Annotated in this window: 10 protein-coding genes and 2 tRNA genes; 4 read left to right on the forward strand and 8 right to left on the reverse strand. The window is 55.8% G+C overall.

The window, feature by feature from the left end; all coding sequences use genetic code 11:
• Position 1 precedes the first annotated feature (1 nt).
• The 6 genes from SV7mr_RS14940 to SV7mr_RS14965 form a co-directional block, all read right to left on the reverse strand.
• Positions 2 to 1,645, reverse strand: a complete 1,644-nt coding sequence (locus SV7mr_RS14940) for an efflux RND transporter periplasmic adaptor subunit (protein WP_145273709.1) — start codon at positions 1,643 to 1,645, stop codon at positions 2 to 4.
• Between the two features lie 118 nt (positions 1,646 to 1,763).
• Entirely contained in the window at positions 1,764 to 2,162 is a 399-nt protein-coding gene (locus SV7mr_RS14945; RefSeq protein ID WP_145273712.1) for a hypothetical protein, read from the reverse strand.
• 548 nt (positions 2,163 to 2,710) lie between these two features.
• Positions 2,711 to 2,784 (reverse strand) — tRNA-Met (locus tag SV7mr_RS14950).
• Between the two features lie 248 nt (positions 2,785 to 3,032).
• Positions 3,033 to 3,335 carry a P-II family nitrogen regulator gene (locus SV7mr_RS14955; protein ID WP_145273715.1) on the reverse strand — a complete coding sequence of 101 codons (303 nt, stop codon included), beginning with the start codon at positions 3,333 to 3,335 and terminating at the stop codon, positions 3,033 to 3,035.
• Entirely contained in the window at positions 3,332 to 4,456 is a 1,125-nt protein-coding gene (gene tgt, locus SV7mr_RS14960; protein ID WP_145273719.1) for a tRNA guanosine(34) transglycosylase Tgt, read from the reverse strand. The genes SV7mr_RS14955 and tgt overlap by 4 nt, the downstream gene beginning before the upstream one ends.
• A gap of 239 nt (positions 4,457 to 4,695) precedes the next feature.
• A complete protein-coding gene (locus tag SV7mr_RS14965) occupies positions 4,696 to 6,027 on the reverse strand; it encodes a tetratricopeptide repeat protein (protein WP_145273722.1) in 1,332 nt (443 codons plus the stop codon).
• 1,107 nt (positions 6,028 to 7,134) lie between these two features.
• On the opposite strand from SV7mr_RS14965, the gene SV7mr_RS14970 reads away from it, so the two are divergent.
• The 3 genes from SV7mr_RS14970 to lpxK all read left to right on the forward strand — a co-directional run bounded on the left by SV7mr_RS14970 (position 7,135) and on the right by lpxK (position 9,702).
• A tRNA-Thr gene (locus tag SV7mr_RS14970) sits at positions 7,135 to 7,207 on the forward strand.
• A gap of 373 nt (positions 7,208 to 7,580) precedes the next feature.
• Positions 7,581 to 8,444: a hypothetical protein gene (locus SV7mr_RS14975; protein ID WP_145273725.1), complete on the forward strand. Its 864-nt coding sequence runs from the start codon at positions 7,581 to 7,583 to the stop codon at positions 8,442 to 8,444.
• A 118-nt stretch (positions 8,445 to 8,562) separates the two neighbouring features.
• Positions 8,563 to 9,702: a tetraacyldisaccharide 4'-kinase gene (gene lpxK, locus SV7mr_RS14980; protein ID WP_145273728.1), complete on the forward strand. Its 1,140-nt coding sequence runs from the start codon at positions 8,563 to 8,565 to the stop codon at positions 9,700 to 9,702.
• Between the two features lie 559 nt (positions 9,703 to 10,261).
• Here lpxK and SV7mr_RS14985 read toward each other — a convergent pair.
• Complete coding sequence (locus SV7mr_RS14985; protein WP_145273731.1) at positions 10,262 to 10,894, reverse strand: RrF2 family transcriptional regulator; 633 nt, start codon at positions 10,892 to 10,894, stop codon at positions 10,262 to 10,264.
• Positions 10,895 to 11,075: 181 nt separating this feature from the next.
• On the opposite strand from SV7mr_RS14985, the gene SV7mr_RS14990 reads away from it, so the two are divergent.
• Positions 11,076 to 12,380: a hypothetical protein gene (locus tag SV7mr_RS14990; protein WP_473163644.1), complete on the forward strand. Its 1,305-nt coding sequence runs from the start codon at positions 11,076 to 11,078 to the stop codon at positions 12,378 to 12,380.
• A 116-nt stretch (positions 12,381 to 12,496) separates the two neighbouring features.
• Here the strand turns inward: SV7mr_RS14990 and SV7mr_RS14995 are convergent, their stop codons facing one another.
• On the reverse strand, positions 12,497 to 16,966 hold the full coding sequence (locus SV7mr_RS14995; RefSeq protein ID WP_145273734.1) for an SdrD B-like domain-containing protein: 4,470 nt from the start codon (positions 16,964 to 16,966) through the stop codon (positions 12,497 to 12,499).
• Positions 16,967 to 17,014 lie beyond the last annotated feature (48 nt).

Genomic DNA, 17,014 nt, shown 5'->3' on the forward strand with positions numbered 1-17,014 from the left:
ATCAGTGACCGCAGGTGCAGCCGGCTCCCAAGTTGCTACGAAGGAGTTGGGCGCGGAGCACATCGCTACCGCTGCTCGCGACGACTTCGCCGGGCAACACGCCAGCGATGATTTCGACAAAACCATCTTGCTTCGCACCTGGACGCACCGAACGAGTCACAAAGAACTTCGGCCGATCCTTTTCAAAGAATCTTGCGTCGCGAACAAACACGACATGGCTCGACCCATCCCACTGCAACGATTCCTCGGGAACGACGATCGCCGCCGGTTCTTGACGCAGCACGATCTCGCCACGCCCAAACGATTCGTTGCGAAGGCTTGCGTCGGCGTTCGGTAGCTCGGCACGAACGCGAACGGTCCGAGTTTGCGGGTCGACATCGCTACTGATCCAAGTGATCGTGCCTTCGTGTTTGACTTGGCTGCCATCGCCTTGGTAGCGAACCGGCAATCCAAGCCGAGCCAGCGACGCTTGTTCGGCGGCAACTCGAAGGTCCAACCAAACCGTTCGCGTATCAGCGATGCGGAACATGCGACTGCCGCGATCGACCACTTCGCCCACCGTGATATCACGATCGACAATGCGACCTTCGATCGGTGCCGTCACCGCAATCAAGTTATCGCCGCCGGTCGATGAATCAATTTGAGTCATTCCGATTTCACGAACCCGTCGTTTCGTCTCCGCGAGATTCGACGATTGCAGTGCGACATGATCGACGCTCACGCCAAGGTTGGCGAAGTCGCGAATGACTCGTTCGACGGCGACGAGCGCTTTCTGCATCGCCGTTTTCACTTCGATCACGCGGCTGCCGGGCACCGCACCGCTGGGAGCGAGCTTCTCGACGCGAGCAAGCTGATCGAGTTGCAGGCGTTCTTCGAGGAGTGCCGACAGCAACTCCGACTTCAGCCGTCCGATGTCCTTGGAATCGACCACTGCCAACACGTCGCCAACTTTGACCCAGTCGCCGACATTGACCAGAACTTTACGAACGATGCCGTCGGCCGATGGCGACACTTGTGCGGTCTTGGTCGCGTTGTATTGAATCTCGCCCGCCGCTTCGATCGACTCGGTGATGCTCGCCCGAGTGACCGGTTCAACGTCCACGCCCGCTTTATTCATCGCTTCGATCGAGGCGAATTGAATCCGCGAACCCGCCGAGCTGCTCAGCGGCAGATTCTCCGCTCGCGGTATGAGCGACAACGCTTCGGCGGCTCGTTGCAAGTCCGCGTCGGTGATATCGACCGGCGTTTTGGTTTGTGCCAATTCAGGATGATGAAGCACGCAACCATGGACACCGTGTTCGTTACAGAACGTCAGTTCCGGCGGCAATTCGAGCAGCGACGGATCGCAAACGACGCAGTCATCTTCCGGCACGCCGTGGCTGTCGCACCACTGCGGTCCCGATGCAACCTCCGTCGTCGCAATGGAAGTCAGCGATGGCAACTTCCAATCGTTGTGATGTCCGTACCAGCCGATGCCGGCCAATAGGCTCAGCACCAAGACGGACGGAATCCACCCCAGGATTGTTACAACGATGCTCGCCTGCGCATTCGTCGCTACGTTTCGCTCGGCTTCCGGGACGCCATTTTGCGCCGGCTGTTTGGTCACCGGCGCATCGACGTCCGGCTTATCAAGAGTTGTAGACATCAGGGCACACTCAAACGTTTTCGACTTTCAAAGATCGAGCGACGCCGACACAACATGCGTGCAGCAACCCGCTCAGGATTTGACGATCCGCTCGTCAAATGCGTAGGAAAGTCCGCTGCTAGATCAGCAGCGTGCAGAGAGTGGCCAATCGCTCGCCCGTCGTCGGCGGCCATTGGCAAACATCGAGCCGAGCAGACGCCCGATGCAAAGAGGCCAGCGTCGACGCCGGCGTGTAGACAACGAAATCAAACGAGAGCGAATCAAACGAAAGCGAGTCCAAAGCACTCGGCCCAATCGGCAGCGCCCCCGCACAGAAGCAATCGTGACACTCGCCACCCTCAGCCGGACAAGCCGGCTCAGGTAGATCCGAATCATGACAAGAGCAAGTTTCGCAAGCGTCGACCGCCGAAGTTACAGCGGCAAAGTCTGACGTTCCCGCATCGCAGCAACGACCGCCGAGTGTTGGGCAGGCCAACACGGTGACGATCATCAAAAAGCGAAGCAGTGGTGGAAACATGCCGTCATTATCGGTTGTGATTGCGGAGATGTAAAGCTAGATCCGCTCACGCGGATGCTGCCACGCACCGCTTCTACCTGAAGAAGTGCAATCCGCCCATTTCCAAGAGCCAGATACGCTACGTCATCCCCGTTTTTGAGGCGGACAAGGTCTTCGTATCTCCCAACTGCATTACCCGGTCTTCTCGGCTGTTCTCCGAAGAAACCAGCTCTTGTTAGGGGGTGGCAAAATCAACGGTTCCAGAAACCCAGCGTTTTGCAGGGCCAAACCCTTTTCACGTCGGAACCGTCTGAGCGGTTCGGACGTTCGTTAACCCAGACCGACAGAGAAACGAAGAAACAAAGAAATCTCGCCCCAAGACCCAAATTCACCCCCAACCCCATAACCCAGGTAACGGCCGGACCAAAGAAACGAAGAACGCGATCGAGCGGTTCCGAACTCGCAGACACCGCGAAACACGGGGCAAAAACGAAAAAAGGCCGACATGGAAACCATGCCGACCTTTTATTCACTTCAGGGTCGGAAACGACTTTGATCGTTCCGAGAAGTTGCGGGAGCCGGATTCGAACCGACGACCTCGAGGTTATGAGCCTCGCGAGCTACCGGGCTGCTCCATCCCGCACCGAAGTTATCGTCAATGAACTTCGATGCGCCTAGTGGGTCTGAAAAGATTGGATGAAATTCTTTTCCATCCACAACGATCAGAGGATGACCGTGATCTCAGTCGCGGAGATCCCCTCATGCCATCGGCCGTTTTGGCGCTGGCCACGGCTCTGCGACCCGCCCCCATTACCACTTGAAAAAACTGCCCGAACGGCCTGCGGCTGATTGGACGACACCGACGAATCATTCATGCCGCGCCGATTGCGATCATTGAAACGATGCGATGGGCATCGTAAACACTTTGCCATCACCGATCCGACCACTGCGCGCGGCAGTGACGACCTTATCCAAGGTTTCCTCATAACGTGAGTCATCAACCCACATCATGATTTCCACTTTTGGCAAAAAGGCTTCCGAGAACTCGGTGTCTTGATATTCGTCGAGATAACTCTTTTGACGACCATAGCCTTTCACTTCACTCACCGTGATCGCTTCAAGGGGCGCTCGCTTGATGGCTTCAAGTACCGTTTCTGCTAGGTGTGGCCGGACAACGGCAATGATCTGCTTCACTCGATTCCCCACTGCTGTTTTTTGGTGGCCATGTACTGAGCAAAACATCCCTGCTCAATCGCCTCCCGAGCTCCTTGCATCACTTTCTGATAATAAGTCAGATTATGCAAGGACAATAACGATGGCCCTAACATTTCACCAACAATGAACAGGTGCCGCAAGTAGCCACGACTGTGTCGCGTGCAGGCTAGGCAATCACAATTGGGATCCAACGGAGAGGTATCGGTTTTATGCTTCGCGTTGCGGATCTTGATCGGCCCGGCATCGGTAAAGGCGTATCCGTTGCGTCCATTGCGAGTGGGCATCACACAGTCGAACAGGTCGATTCCGCGAGCCACACTCTCGAGCAAATCGATCGGCCTGCCAACGCCCATCAAGTAACGCGGTTTCTGCTGAGGCAACTCTGGCGTGGTGGCTTGGGTGATGCGATACATTTCTGGCGGGGGTTCACCGACGCTTAAGCCTCCGACGGCATAGCCTTCGAAGTTCATCGCTGCCATCTCGCGAGCGCATTGCACGCGTAGTTCAACGTCCAGCCCGCCCTGAACGATGGCGAACTTGGCTTGATCGGCTCGCCCCGCATACTCGAGACACCGTTTGGCCCAGCGGATCGAACGCTCCATGGCGTCCTGAACGGCATCCTTTTCTGCTGGCAACGCCACCACGTGATCCAACACCATGGCCACATCACTGCCGAGCGACTCTTGGATCTGCATCGAGTATTCCGGTGTGAGGTCAATTAAGGCACCATCGATGTGCGAACGAAAGATCACACTGTGTTCGCTGATTTTATTGATCCCATCGAGCGAAAAGACCTGAAAGCCGCCGCTGTCGGTCAAGATCGGCCCTTCCCAGCCGCTCATCGCATGCAAGCCGCCGAGCGTCTTGACGACTTCGTGGCCAGGACGCAGACCCAAGTGATAGGTATTGCCCAGGATCATGTGGGCACCAGTGCCGGCGACCTGATCGATCGTCAAACCTTTGACAGTCCCTTGTGTCCCCACAGGCATGAAGCCAGGAGTCTGCACGGGGCCATGAGGCGTGTGAAAGACCCCGCGCCGTGCCGGCGTGCCAAGGGCAGTGCTGGTATCAGTGCACTGCAATTCAAATCGAAATGCCATCTTCAGGCGAGGTCCTCATTCGGCGAGCCAAATCTGCGTCCCCATTTCAAACAATCAACGGAGAGGATCAAAAAGTCTAAACTCTGGTCAGCACGCAGCGTTGGGATCACTCGACGCAGCCCCAGCATGCACGCCCAATCACCATCGCGACATGAATCCCGGCCAAGCGAACGGAAAACGCCGATGCTGGAAAGCTTCCCTGCATCGGCGTTGTCGCTTAAACGGGTTGACGGCTGCAATCAGTCGCCACGGAGTTTCAAACCGAGGTCGGTCAGCTTCTCACGAACCTCTGTCAGACTGGTCACACCGAAGTTCTTGCACTCCAGCAATTCGTCACCGGTCTTACGCAGCAGTTCGCCAATGCTGTTGAGTTGCAAGCGAGCCATACACTTGCGAGCTCGCACGGACAGGTTCAGATCCGAAATCGGACGCTCCAGCATCGCCTGTTCGTCGGGCGAGAGGTGCGTGGTATCGATTGGCGGATCGGCTTTCTTGCTCTCATGAGCGAACTGGCCCAGTTTCAGGCCTTTGCTGACCAGCATTTCGCGAATTTCGATCAAGCTGGTTTCGCCAAAGTTCTTGCTCGAGAGCAATTCCGATTCGCTGGTGCGAGTCAGGTCACCGATGGTATCGATGCCCATCTTGGACAAGCAGTTGCGGCTACGAACGGAAAGTTCGAAGTTAGCCACAGGCATGTTCAAGGTCTGTGCAAGGCGATCGTTTTGACGTTGCAGTTCTTCGTCGTACAGCATGTTGCCGTTGGCCGAAGCGTCTTTCATGTACATCTGGGTTCGCGTGTCATCTGGATGGGCGTCCAGAATCCGCTTGTAGCAAATCTGCGCTTTGTCGAACTCGTTGCGATCTTCGTAGATCAGCCCCAAGTTCACCAATGCTCCCACGCCGGTTGGGAATGCTTTACCGGCACGCTCGTACAACCGAAGGGCTTCTTCGTCGTTGCCCATGCGATCGTTTTCCCAGGCCAGACCGAACAAGGCACCAGCGTGGTTTTCATCGGTCTGCACGGCACGTTGATAAAGCGCGATCGCTTCGTCACGTCGGCCACCGATCCCAGCAACCGTGGCGGCACGCTGGTACATGTATTCGGCGGTCTGCTCGGCAGGACCAAAGATGTCGTCAAGCAACAACATCGCCTGATCGATGCGACCAGCGTAGCGCTGTGATTCAGCGATGAAGATTTTGCACTGATCTTCGTGATAACCCGAAGCTTGGGCTTGCTGGTATCCAGCAATCGCTTCGTCGTATCGCTTCAGTTCAAACATTGCTCGAGCGGCGTAGAACAATGCCGTCGCGCTACCATCAGCTGCCTGCAGGGTTTGCAGAGCTTCAGCAAATCGACCAAGCAGGAACTGACAAACACCTTTCTTTGTGTTTCCAGATGGACTGAGCGCGGGATCCTCCTCCATCTGCTGAACCGCATCGCGAAGCTCCGCGAAGTGTCCATAGTTCTCTGAGATCATTTGACGAATCTCGGCAACATCATTCGGTCCGAACAAATTGTTCGAAAGAATGAGCGCTTTCAAGTCGACGACGTCCAGTTCGACTTCATTCATCGAGTCCAGTTCTCCTGCCCTCGGGCTTGTGAGGCTGAGTATTGAGGTTGTTGTTGAGCCAACGGTCGCACCGAGACTCGGAAACCTTCGCATGCTGTATCGGCCGGCCACTCAAAGCACCTGCGTCCCCGCTTTTCAATCGACACACAAAGCCACTCGACAGCGACCCATCCGAATTGGATGCCCGGAGCGCAAATTGTTTGCCCAAAGACCGCACCGGTAAGGCGCCAGCGTTGGGAAGCGACGTTCAGGTCGATGACGGAAAATCCGTCCAAAACTCAACCAAAGACGACGCTTCAAGTACAGACCGCCCCCGAAACCGTGAAGGACGGCCTGCGGGGATCTAAATTTTTACCGAAAAAATTATTTTTTGTCGAGGTGTGCCCGAGCACTCTCCCCGCAAAATCACCAGAACCACCCAAAATTCGATCAATTTGGATGCTGATGATGCCCAAGCAAACCGCAGGCCTTAAGAAAGACCCTCAAAAGGACTGCCCGCGTCACCCGACACAGAACAATCCACTTTGCGATGGATTTCGCGGTGCACACACACAGAACGCCAATCGAAATCCAAATCAGGTGCCCTTTCGGCCCGAAGTCTGCACGCGTTGGCGCCGCTCATGCAGCTCAGATGGTGAAAAAACGCCATTGCCTCACCGGCGGGCTCCAAAAACTGGAATGCAGCGACATGAATCGCAAAGCCAGATCCCGCTGCTGCCTCTGCACTTAGTCGCGTTACCGTATTGGCCGGGCGCAGCGTCGTTTCTGCAACTGGTTGGTCCGGACGCCGAAAAATTCGACGATCAGGCTCCCTGGTGCTCCCTGATCTGCTCAGGGAACCAGAAAACACCGGCACCCGAAAGAATTGATCCGCGGAACGAATCGAAGGATTGCGAACCCATTCCAGCAAGCGGAGTCCTATTGGACAGTCCGGTAGCAAACCCACCGAATCTTTGGAATCTTGGCGGTTGGGCCTGGAAAACATCAGCTTGTTTTTGTAACTTGCTGGGCCGGTCACGCACGCGTTGAACGTTGGCATTGCCAACCGATTCATCAATCGCCTTCGCGTCAGTGATCGTCTCCGCGGGATCTACCACCGCACCCTACGCCGACGTAGCTCAGCTGGTAGAGCAAATCATTCGTAATGATTAGGTCGCCGGTTCGAATCCGGCTGTCGGCTCTGATGGCAGGTCAGCCATCATTCACCACATCAACGCTGCGATTGCCTGCGTTGATAGGCATCGCTTCGTTTGCTGGCGGTCTCCATCGTGGTCCCGGACGGTCGCCGCTTTTCGAATGCGGCCGATTCTCTTGTGCGTTGGTGCTGAGCCGAGCACTTCTGCTGCTCGTTGGCAGCATGGCTTCGCCAATCCTTACAGGTGGACTGCAGCCAAATTTTGCTCCGTCAGACCGGTGAATTTTGTGAAGCCTTGTCAAGCGAAGGCCGATGTCGACACAGACGCATGATGCGCCGTTGGACAGCAAGGAAGTTTGGGTAGGTTTTCGGAATCGGAAACCGTACATTTGTGACAGCTTCCTTTGGGTGACATCACGTGCAACGATCAAATCTGATTCTGCTGACAGTGATTGCTGGACTGCTTTTCTCACTGCCATACTTTCGCGTCGCAGCGCCAACACCGGCCCCCACTGAAGCGGCCGTCGATCCGCAGGCGCTTTCGCCATCGTCGCTGGAACTCGCGGTGCGCGAATACAACCAAATGGCACAGCCAACGTTCGCCAGCACGGTTTCGGCATCCAACAAGCCGGCCAGCCGACCGACCTATCAAGCGCCGCGCCCGTTGACCTACGCAGAAGTCGCCCTGCCGATTCCGCCCGACCCCATTCAGCGACGCAAGTTCAGCGCGTTACATGTCACGGAAACTCAGCGCGATGAAGCTCCAGAACAAACTGCAGACCGGGCTGCGGCCATCGCACCGCTGCAGACGCTCTCACCCACCAGCGAGCGTTTCCACTCGTCGTCGCAAACCGAGCTCGCGTTCGAAGAACTCGATCGGATGTTCGCTGAAAAGGAGTTTGTTGCTCAGCCTCAGACCACCGGCCTGAATCACAGCAATGCGATCGCCGGCGCCAACGCGATCCAGTCAACGCCATCGACACCACGCTCATCCCACTCGCCTGGTAACTTCGCCAGCGCGCGACAAGGACATGCCAACCACAGCGGCCAGATCATGCCGCTAAGCGAATCAGCGCAGGTGACAATCGGTCCGATGAACGTTAGGCTACAGGCCGACCAGGATTCGAACCAACATCACCCGTTGGCACCACCGCTGAACAGTGGCCAGGCAAACGTGACACCAATCGCCTTACCCGTGTTACCGCAAAACGGTGCACGTTCATCAACGGTCGGCTCACAGTCGCGACAGCGCCCGCGTCATGCGATTCATCAGCCTGACTGATCGTTGCGTGCTCGCCCGGTTAGTGAGTCAGCGTGGTTACCGTTGCATCATGCAAATGACTCCATGATGCCAACGAGCCCATGATGCCAACGAGACGTCGTGGACAAACCCGATCAGAATGACTTGTCGCTATGATCCGGGTGCCCCATTGGTGGTCGTAGCGACCACTGCATTCGCTTTCCCATCAGGACACCAAGCGTTGGACATTCGAACGGTCATCAGCGGACAAAGGAAAGGCCCCGTTGCAACGTTGCTTCGAATCGGATTGCGTTTTCTAACACTCCCCTACGGCATCGCCGTTGGCGCTCGGAATCGACAGTTCGACTCCGGCAAACGTGAAACGATTCGCGTTGACTGCCCTGTCATCAGCGTGGGCAACCTGACCACCGGAGGAACGGGAAAAACGCCGATCGTTGCCTATCTAGCTAGCTGGTTCCGCGACCAAGGCATTCGCGTCAGCATTGTCAGCCGCGGTTATGGTCGCGGTGACGCGGATCACAACGACGAGGCCGAGGAACTCCACCAGCGACTACCTGATGTTCCTCACCTGCAAGATCCCGATCGAGTCGCATCGGCACAGATCGCGATCGACGAACTAGAAGCACAGATCATCCTGATGGACGATGGTTTCCAACATCGCCGCTTAGGCAGGGATCTCAACATTGTCCTGATTGATATGACCTGTCCCTTTGGGCACGGCTATCTGCTGCCACGGGGACTGCTTCGTGAACCAATCGCGAGCTTAGCGCGAGCCGATGTCGTGATCCTTACACGAACCGATCAAGTCTCTGAACAACAGATCCATGCCGTTGAGCAACAGATCAGGAAAACCCATGACTCCGTCCCCGTTATTTACTGCGTGCATCAACCCAGCGGTCTCCTGCAATCTCCCAGCACCACAAAACGAGCCACTGAATTGAATCAACAGCGGGTCGCCTTGATCAGCGGAATCGGCAACCCGTCGGCCTTTCGCCAAAGCGTTGTCAGCCTGGGTGCAGAGGTGATCGACGAGTTCATCTTGCCCGACCACGCCCAATACGATGCCCAGACGATGGCGAAATTAGACCGATGGGCACAAGCACTCGATTCTGTTGATGCCTTGGTTTGCACACACAAAGACCTCGTCAAGATCCAAAGCGATCGCATCGGCAAAGTGGATCTGTGGGCGTTGCTAATTGAAGCGGAGCTAGCGAACACGCAGCCGCTAATCCAGCGACTCGAATCTCTCAAGCAACAAGCCATCAACGGCTTGGCCTGATCATGACTCGCTTGACGCTCTGCACCAGAGTCTTTTCTAGACACCAGCGATAGCGAGTCCCAAGCAGGGCCAATCGTTTACAAAGATTCGCCATGGCATCACTCAGCCGGTGTTTGGCGGAGTGAACGGTCGACACAGAGTGGCTCCAATCAAGGCACAGCGCAAGCGGCAAAACAGATTGTGGTTGGACACTTAGTTAGCTACGAGACTTTGTATTTTTTCCAAAGAAAATCACTTGATTTTTCACGAGAAAAAGTCGCAAATCAGGGTTCGAAGAGTCCTGTCCGGCTCGCGATTTTCGCTCGATCCCGAAGCGACATCGTCGCGTTTTCGATGAGAGAAAGTCTCGCCGGAGAGACAAAAAAAGCCAACTCGCCAGTTCAACGAACTGACGAGTTGGCGACTAAACTTGAAACGATCCGTCGCCCTGCCGCCCGTGGCTGTGCTGTTTCGCACCACGAGAGAGAGGAATTGTGACCAACCGGCTCAGTTGATTTTCAGCCCCGTAGAAAATCAACTGAATCCGGTTGCAATCCATCGACAGCGACTTCAGAGCCGCTTACTCTGAACCCTTCAGGAAGCTGCGATCACCGTAGTTCGATCGGGAAAAGACCTGCCCCATCCGTGGCGTCCCTGGTTTCTGTGCCGTGTGCGACGTCATGCTGGCCGGATAGGTCGGCGTGGGCATCGGTGGCGCGGAAACTGGAGCGGGCACATAGGCTGGTTGAGCGGCCGTTGTGCTGGGTGTTGAAACAACCCCTGCAGCCGGTGTCTCGGCAGGGGTCCGCGGCGTCAACAAGCGGTTGTTTTCCAACAGACTTTGAATGGTCAAGGCTGCGAACGTGGCTTCGGTCGCTGAAAAGGCTCGATCTAACTCGTTGTGCAATGATCGCATCTCCTGGAACTGCTCCAGCCCGTCGGTGCAGGAATCGATGCGCCGCAGCGGGCTAACGGTGTTGATCACCTGCAGGACAGTGATTTCATCCGTAGGACGATTCAGTTCGTATCCGCCTCCTGGGCCGGGTCGGGAACGCACCAATCCAGACGCAGCCAAATCCTGCAGGACACGAGTGAGGTAGCGGCGCGGCACTTTGGTGTGTTTTGCCATACGATCAGCGGCCTGTGGTTTACCATACTGACTGGCCATAGAAACGACAGCACGGAGAGCGTATTCGGCGGTTTTGGATAGCATGTGGGGCCCCAAATAAATTTGACTACTAAAACTAGACACCTGCATTCACAAATATTGAATTACCAGACCCACTTGGCAGGCTCTCACGTGCGTCCTGTAAAAAGTGTATGCACGTTATCTTTTACGTCCCTTCAACCTTGTCGGTGATTTCAATCCCATTGTCGCCACACCCTGAATCAGCATGCGTTCCATAACGTTTCTAACGATCCGATTGATTACCGTTTCCCTCATGTTTTTGCCGGGGGTTTCGGCCATCGCTCAAGTGACTCACTTTGAACGCCCACCCATTGACTACAACAATGCGCCGGTAAACGATCCCGTCGCTCAGCTTGCCAAGCGGTTAGCGTCTGGGGAAACCAAACTGGAATACAAACCAACGTTGGGTTACCTGCATGCAGTACTAGAAGAACTGAACATTCCTGTTGAGTCGCAAACGTTGGTGTTTAGTAAAACCAGTCTGCAGTTAATGCGGATCTCACCAAAACATCCCCGGGCTATCTACTTTAATGACGATATCTATGTCGGTTACTGCGACAACGGCGACGTACTGGAGTTTGCCGCAACCGACAAACAGCAGGGTGCAATTTTCTACACCATCAGTCAAAAAGAATCCGCCACCCCGAAGATCGTCCGCGACCGAGGGAACTGCCTAGCCTGCCATGCATCAAGTCGCACACAGAACGTTCCCGGCTATCTGGTCCGCAGCGTGTTCCCGGACGCCTCCGGGCAACCTCGCTATGGAAACGGTACTTATCTGACCGACCATACCAGTGACTTTGAAAAGCGTTGGGGAGGCTGGTACGTCACGGGGACTCACGGATCGATGCGGCATATGGGCAATACCATTAGCAAAGGCAGCGAAATGGATTTCGACCGCGAATCCGGTGCCAATGCCACTTCGCTGGACGGCAAATTCGCCCCATCACACTACCTCTCTGCACACAGTGACATCGTAGCATTGATGGTGTTGGAGCATCAAACCCAGATGCACAACGCCATTACGCAGGCCAACTTTGAAACGCGAATGGCTTTAGCACAGTCACAGCAGATGAATAAACTGCTGGATCGCCCCGCCGATCACGTCAGTGAGAGTGCTCAGCGGCGAATCAAAGCCGTTGTCGACAACGTGTTGGATTATCTTCTGATGTGCGATGAATTCCCGCTCACGGACAAAGTCCAAGGCACATCGACCTATGCCGAATCCTTTGCCAAACAGGGACCGGTTGACTCTGCAGGCCGCTCGCTGCGGCAATTGAACCTGACCTCGCGCTTGTTTGAATACCCTTGTAGCTACCTGATCTACTCCCCCGCGTTCGAGGGTTTGCCGGATCAGGTTCGCCAACCGATTCTACAACGGTTGCAAGAGATTCTGAACGCTACGCAGCCCGAGCAGAAATACTCGCACCTTGACGCAGCAACCCGACAGGCCATCGATCAGATCTTAATCGCCACGCACCCAGAGTATGCCGCCTTGACCGACGGTTAGCACCAGCAGCAACGTTGAGTGCTAATTGGTGCGTGCAAGCATGGCAGCCTACTAGCCAGTCCTGGTTCGAGGAAACCGCAGGATCGGCAAGAATGAAAAACACGCTTGCGACGTGATTAACCCGCGTCCTTGTAGAACGCGATCTCGTCATCCCCATCGCCGTCCCAGTCGCCAATCACGAGCTGACTATCGACATGCTCTGGTGGAATCTCAATGCGTTGATCGGCGGCCGTTAAACGGCGATCGCCATCAGAGTCGATGATAATCTGTCCGCCGCGGACAATCGCAATGTCATCCAGGCCGTCGCCATCAAAGTCACCGACCACAGGCCGATCACCCGCTTGTCCATATTCGAAAGCGCGTTCGCCTTGCAGTTGTCGCCCATCGCCTTCGAGGTCCAACATCCACGAACCGTTATTAAACACACCGATCTGGTCGACCCCGTCACCGTTCCAATCACCGACAACGGGAATGTCAGCGGCTTGGCCGAACCGAAACACGTGATCCACGGCGTCGGTTCGCAAATCACCTTGATCACTGCGTTGCAGCACGCGTTTGTTTTGGCGGACCACCTGACCATTGGCATCGGTTTCTTCTGCGGCGATCAACTGATGCTGGAAGCGGTTTTCGATTTTTCGACGATATTGATTCGCTGGATCTGGCAAACCGGCGTCCATTCGAATGCGCAACTCATCGCCGTCCCAGCGAGCTCCATAGATCCCGACGTCGTCCTTTCCGTCACCATCCCAGTCACCGACCACGGGCACGTCATAGGTAGTGCCAAGGACGACCCAGAGATCGCTACTGTCCCAGAAACCATTCCCGTTGACATCGATATACCAAACGCCACCGACATAGATCAGCACTTCATCACTGCCATCGCCGTCGAAGTCACCTGAGCGGGCAATGGCAAACTCATCGCCCAGCGTGAACGCCGAGGCTTGCTCGATGACATCGGTGTCGGAGCTCAGAAAACTCCACTGCCCCAGGTCATGCGGGGCATCAAAGTCTGGCCGTCGATTGCCAATGTCGCCCTGCCCTGTGGAGACCACGCGGAAAGCCGACCCCGCTTGCTGACCGCCGCGAGGGAAACCACCGTTGATGACACTGAGGTGCCAGACAACATACTGCTCTCCGCCGTAGATCGCTGGCGGCTGAATCTCGTCAGGGATCAAGGCACTGTAGAGAAGCGGAGTGCGTGGAATGTCCTGATACACCGGCCCCAGCAAACGCGGTGGACGCGTCGGTTCCGGTTCCAGAATTGTCACCGGCGGTGGTGGCGTGACCACCACTTGAACTTCGCTGAAGTTGTTTTCCGTGGAAGTCTCACCGGCAGCCACCATGACGCCAACAATTGCGTCGCCATCATATTCGATTGGAACGGCGTCCAAACGCAGCAACTCAGCGGAGGTGTAGGAGTGAACAACATTGTCGGACAATCCGCCAGTGGTTCCCGAGGTCTCTAGAAAGTCAAGGTAGTCGTCCGGGTGCGTTTGCAACAGCATGTAGTCGCCGGGACGTAGCCCAACAAACTGATAATAGCCCGCATCGTCGGTGAACGTCACGGTGGACTCATTCGCCCCTGCAAGCAAATCCTCGTCGGACAACGAGCGCCCATCCGCATGCCGCAATTCAATTCGCACACCTGCGATTGGCGCATCATCTTCGCTGCGAAGACCATCTCGCCTGTCCAGCAGATCACTGAACGCTAGCTCTTCTTCGGATTCGATCGTCGGTCCATCTTGAAAGACGAACCCAGAGATCATCGCGGGCGGAAGTTCAGGAAAGTCGTAGCCGACCGCGTGATCGCCACTGTTGAGCACAATGAACGTGATCGTGTCGTCCTGCGTGACCTGGCCTCCACTGGTTCCGATCAGCTGCCCACTGTGGAAGTATCCACTGGGCTGTAATTCTGTCACGCCGAACGTTCCAGGCGTCAGGCTCTCAAAGCGGTACACGCCCTGGCTATCGGTCAGCGTGCTTTGCAACACCTGTTGATTCTCGTCGCGCAACTCGACGGTGACGCCTTCGATGCCGAATTCCGCTTGGTCACGGACCTGGTCGTCGTTGTTGTCCGACCACACCTGCCCTTGAATGGACACAGCCTGGACTTCGCTGAACACGTAGTCCGTCCCTTCAGCGCCGGGAGACAACGAAACCTGCACGGTGTTTGCATCCAAGACCAGTCCGCCTTCCGATCCAAGTTCCGCACAACCGTCGAGGTAACCCTCTGGTTGAACCTCCATCAACGTATAGGAACCCGCAGGCAGGTTATCGAACAGATATTGGCCCGACTGATCGGTCACACTTGTCGCGACCAATCCATTGCCGTCATGCAGTTCGATCGTGACTCCAGCAATGGCCGGTTCACCCTGCTCCCAAATGCAATCCTCGTCCAGATCCAGATAAACCGCACCGGCGACGGTGACGCCGGGCTCTTCGCAGAAGTCATAGTTCAGACCCTCCTGTCCAGATTCGATATCAATCTGGTTGATCTGATTCACTCCACGAACCCCGCCCAGGCTGCCCGGCGTGGCGCTACGATCGTAGTATCCGCTGGGCTGATCCTGGACAACGGTGTATCGTCCCGGGCTCAGCCCCTCAAAACGATAAATCCCCTCGTCATTTGTTTCGGCCTCTGCGACCTGCGTCCCCGATTCGTCAAGCAAACGGATCATGACTCCGGAAAGCGCCATCTCGCCGGGATCAAACACGCAGTCGCGATCGAGATCCGCGTGCACCATGCCGCTGATCGAACCAGGCAACAATTCGCCGAAGTCATAGTTGACTGCCGCCAATCCCTGAGCAATCACAATGCTGGTAAACTGTTCTTGGCCGACTGTTCCGGTGGGTGATCCATTGACCGAACCGAGTGATTCTTTGCCATCCAAGTAGGCGACCGGTTGCTGCTGTCGAACTTGATAATTCCCGGCCGGTAGCTGATCAAATCGATATTGACCCGCTGAATCCGTAGTTGTGGTGGAGATCTGAGTGCCATTTTCATCGTGCAAACTGATCAACACGTCGGCGATCGGTTCCTCACCGGACTGGCGGTTTCCATCATCGTTGCGATCATGGAAGACTGCACCTGAAATTGAAACGGGTGCGGCTTCGCAGAAGTCATAGTTCACACCGACTGCGCCGGAAGTCAGCGTCAAGTGCCGGATTTCAGAACCGCCGGCAGCGACTCCAATCTCGACGCCGTTGACTTCGCCCACATGGGCGTCGCCTTCCAACAGTTCGGGCGGCGTTTGCTGAGTGACACGGTAGGTGCCAGGCATTAGCCCATCAAACCGATAGCCTCCGCTGCTATCTGAAGTCGTTGTGGCGATCAACTCGTCATCCTGCCACAGACTGACAAGGACGTCGGCAAGCGGAGTATCGCTAGACGGATCATAAGGACCGTCGCAATCAGTGCCCGGTGCCAACAGATACACTTGACCACTGATGGATGCTGGCGTGAGTTCCGCAAAGTCCATCTCGACGGCCTGCGTGTCGCCAAGAGGAATCACGATCCCCGTCAGGACATCCGTGCCACTGGATTCACCCGTAGGATTTCCTTGAACACTGCCGGGCACGGCGGCCAAACTGAAATACCCAGCCGGTTGAGTCTCTACCACCTGATAAGTGCCTGGCAGCAAGCCAAAGGACTCGCCAAATTCGTAACGGCCCAGCTGATCGGTCTGGGTTTGGAAACCCGTTGAAGCGTAGGTTCCGTTGGATGTCAGTTCGTACAAATCTAGAACGACGTTCGCTATACCCGGCTCGCCCGGTTTGCGGACTTCGTCCATGTCACTGTCTAGCCAAACCGTTCCCGAGATGGAAACAGGCAAGGGCTGTTGCACGGTTGTCCCAATCGCTGCGGCACTGCGGTTCGGTCGACTGTCGACGTCATTGCCCTCGTCAGGTGGCAGGTCCAATGCAAATCGATCCGCCGGATCGCCAAAGTCATTGACAAACACAGCATCGGCGTTGGCGCTATGAAAGTGCGGCGCTTCAAAGACAGCTTCTAAGATCGAATCCTGAAACTCTTGGCCCGATGTGATCACGTCCAAGCGATCGTTGAAGATGGCAAGGTCAGCCGAGTTACGCAGGACTTCGTCGACATCCAGCGTAAACTCCAATCGATCGCCGTTACGAAAGTTGGAAAGCTGTAGCACCAACTCCTGTCCACCGTCATCCACGCTGGCATGAACCGACGGCTGGTGATTTCCGTTTGAGATGATCTGCACGACCTGGAAATCATGCGAGCCCGACTTGCCGCGTCCCCCAGGCTGTGTATCAAAAATGGGATCGCCAACACTCAATCCATCGGAATCTTTATCCGTCGAAATTCTTAACTCGGTCAGCTCGGTCCCTTCTGCGCCTCCTTGGAAGGACAGGAGAAAGCGATCCCCACGCGAGTCACTCCCCGTATCGTTGTCCGATTCAAGGTAGTCAGTCTCCAGGTAGACAAGACCAACATGAATGGGATCCGCTGCGAGTAAGAGGCGGCTTTCCAAACGCTGAGGCGACACCGAGACGCGATTACGAGGCGTCGCGTCGTGGCGTCGTGCTTTGCGGGTTTTTCCAGAATTCCAAATCACCTGTTGGCACCTCCTTGTGCCACATGCGGATTGAACAGCATGTTCATT

Origin of the sequence: Stieleria bergensis (assembly GCA_007745635.1) — a bacterium.
GTDB classification, from domain to species: Bacteria; Planctomycetota; Planctomycetia; order Pirellulales; family Pirellulaceae; genus Stieleria; species Stieleria bergensis.

Coding starts and splice junctions, on each gene's coding strand:
- SV7mr_RS14985 (WP_145273731.1), bottom strand. CDS start 10,894: ATGCTATCCAAAACCGCCGAATACGCTCTCCGTGCTGTCGTTTCTATG.
- SV7mr_RS14990 (WP_473163644.1), top strand. CDS start 11,076: ATGCGTTCCATAACGTTTCTAACGATCCGATTGATTACCGTTTCCCTC.
- SV7mr_RS14940 (WP_145273709.1), bottom strand. CDS start 1,645: ATGTCTACAACTCTTGATAAGCCGGACGTCGATGCGCCGGTGACCAAA.
- SV7mr_RS14945 (WP_145273712.1), bottom strand. CDS start 2,162: ATGTTTCCACCACTGCTTCGCTTTTTGATGATCGTCACCGTGTTGGCC.
- tgt (WP_145273719.1), bottom strand. CDS start 4,456: ATGGCATTTCGATTTGAATTGCAGTGCACTGATACCAGCACTGCCCTT.
- lpxK (WP_145273728.1), top strand. CDS start 8,563: ATGACTTGTCGCTATGATCCGGGTGCCCCATTGGTGGTCGTAGCGACC.
- SV7mr_RS14965 (WP_145273722.1), bottom strand. CDS start 6,027: ATGAATGAAGTCGAACTGGACGTCGTCGACTTGAAAGCGCTCATTCTT.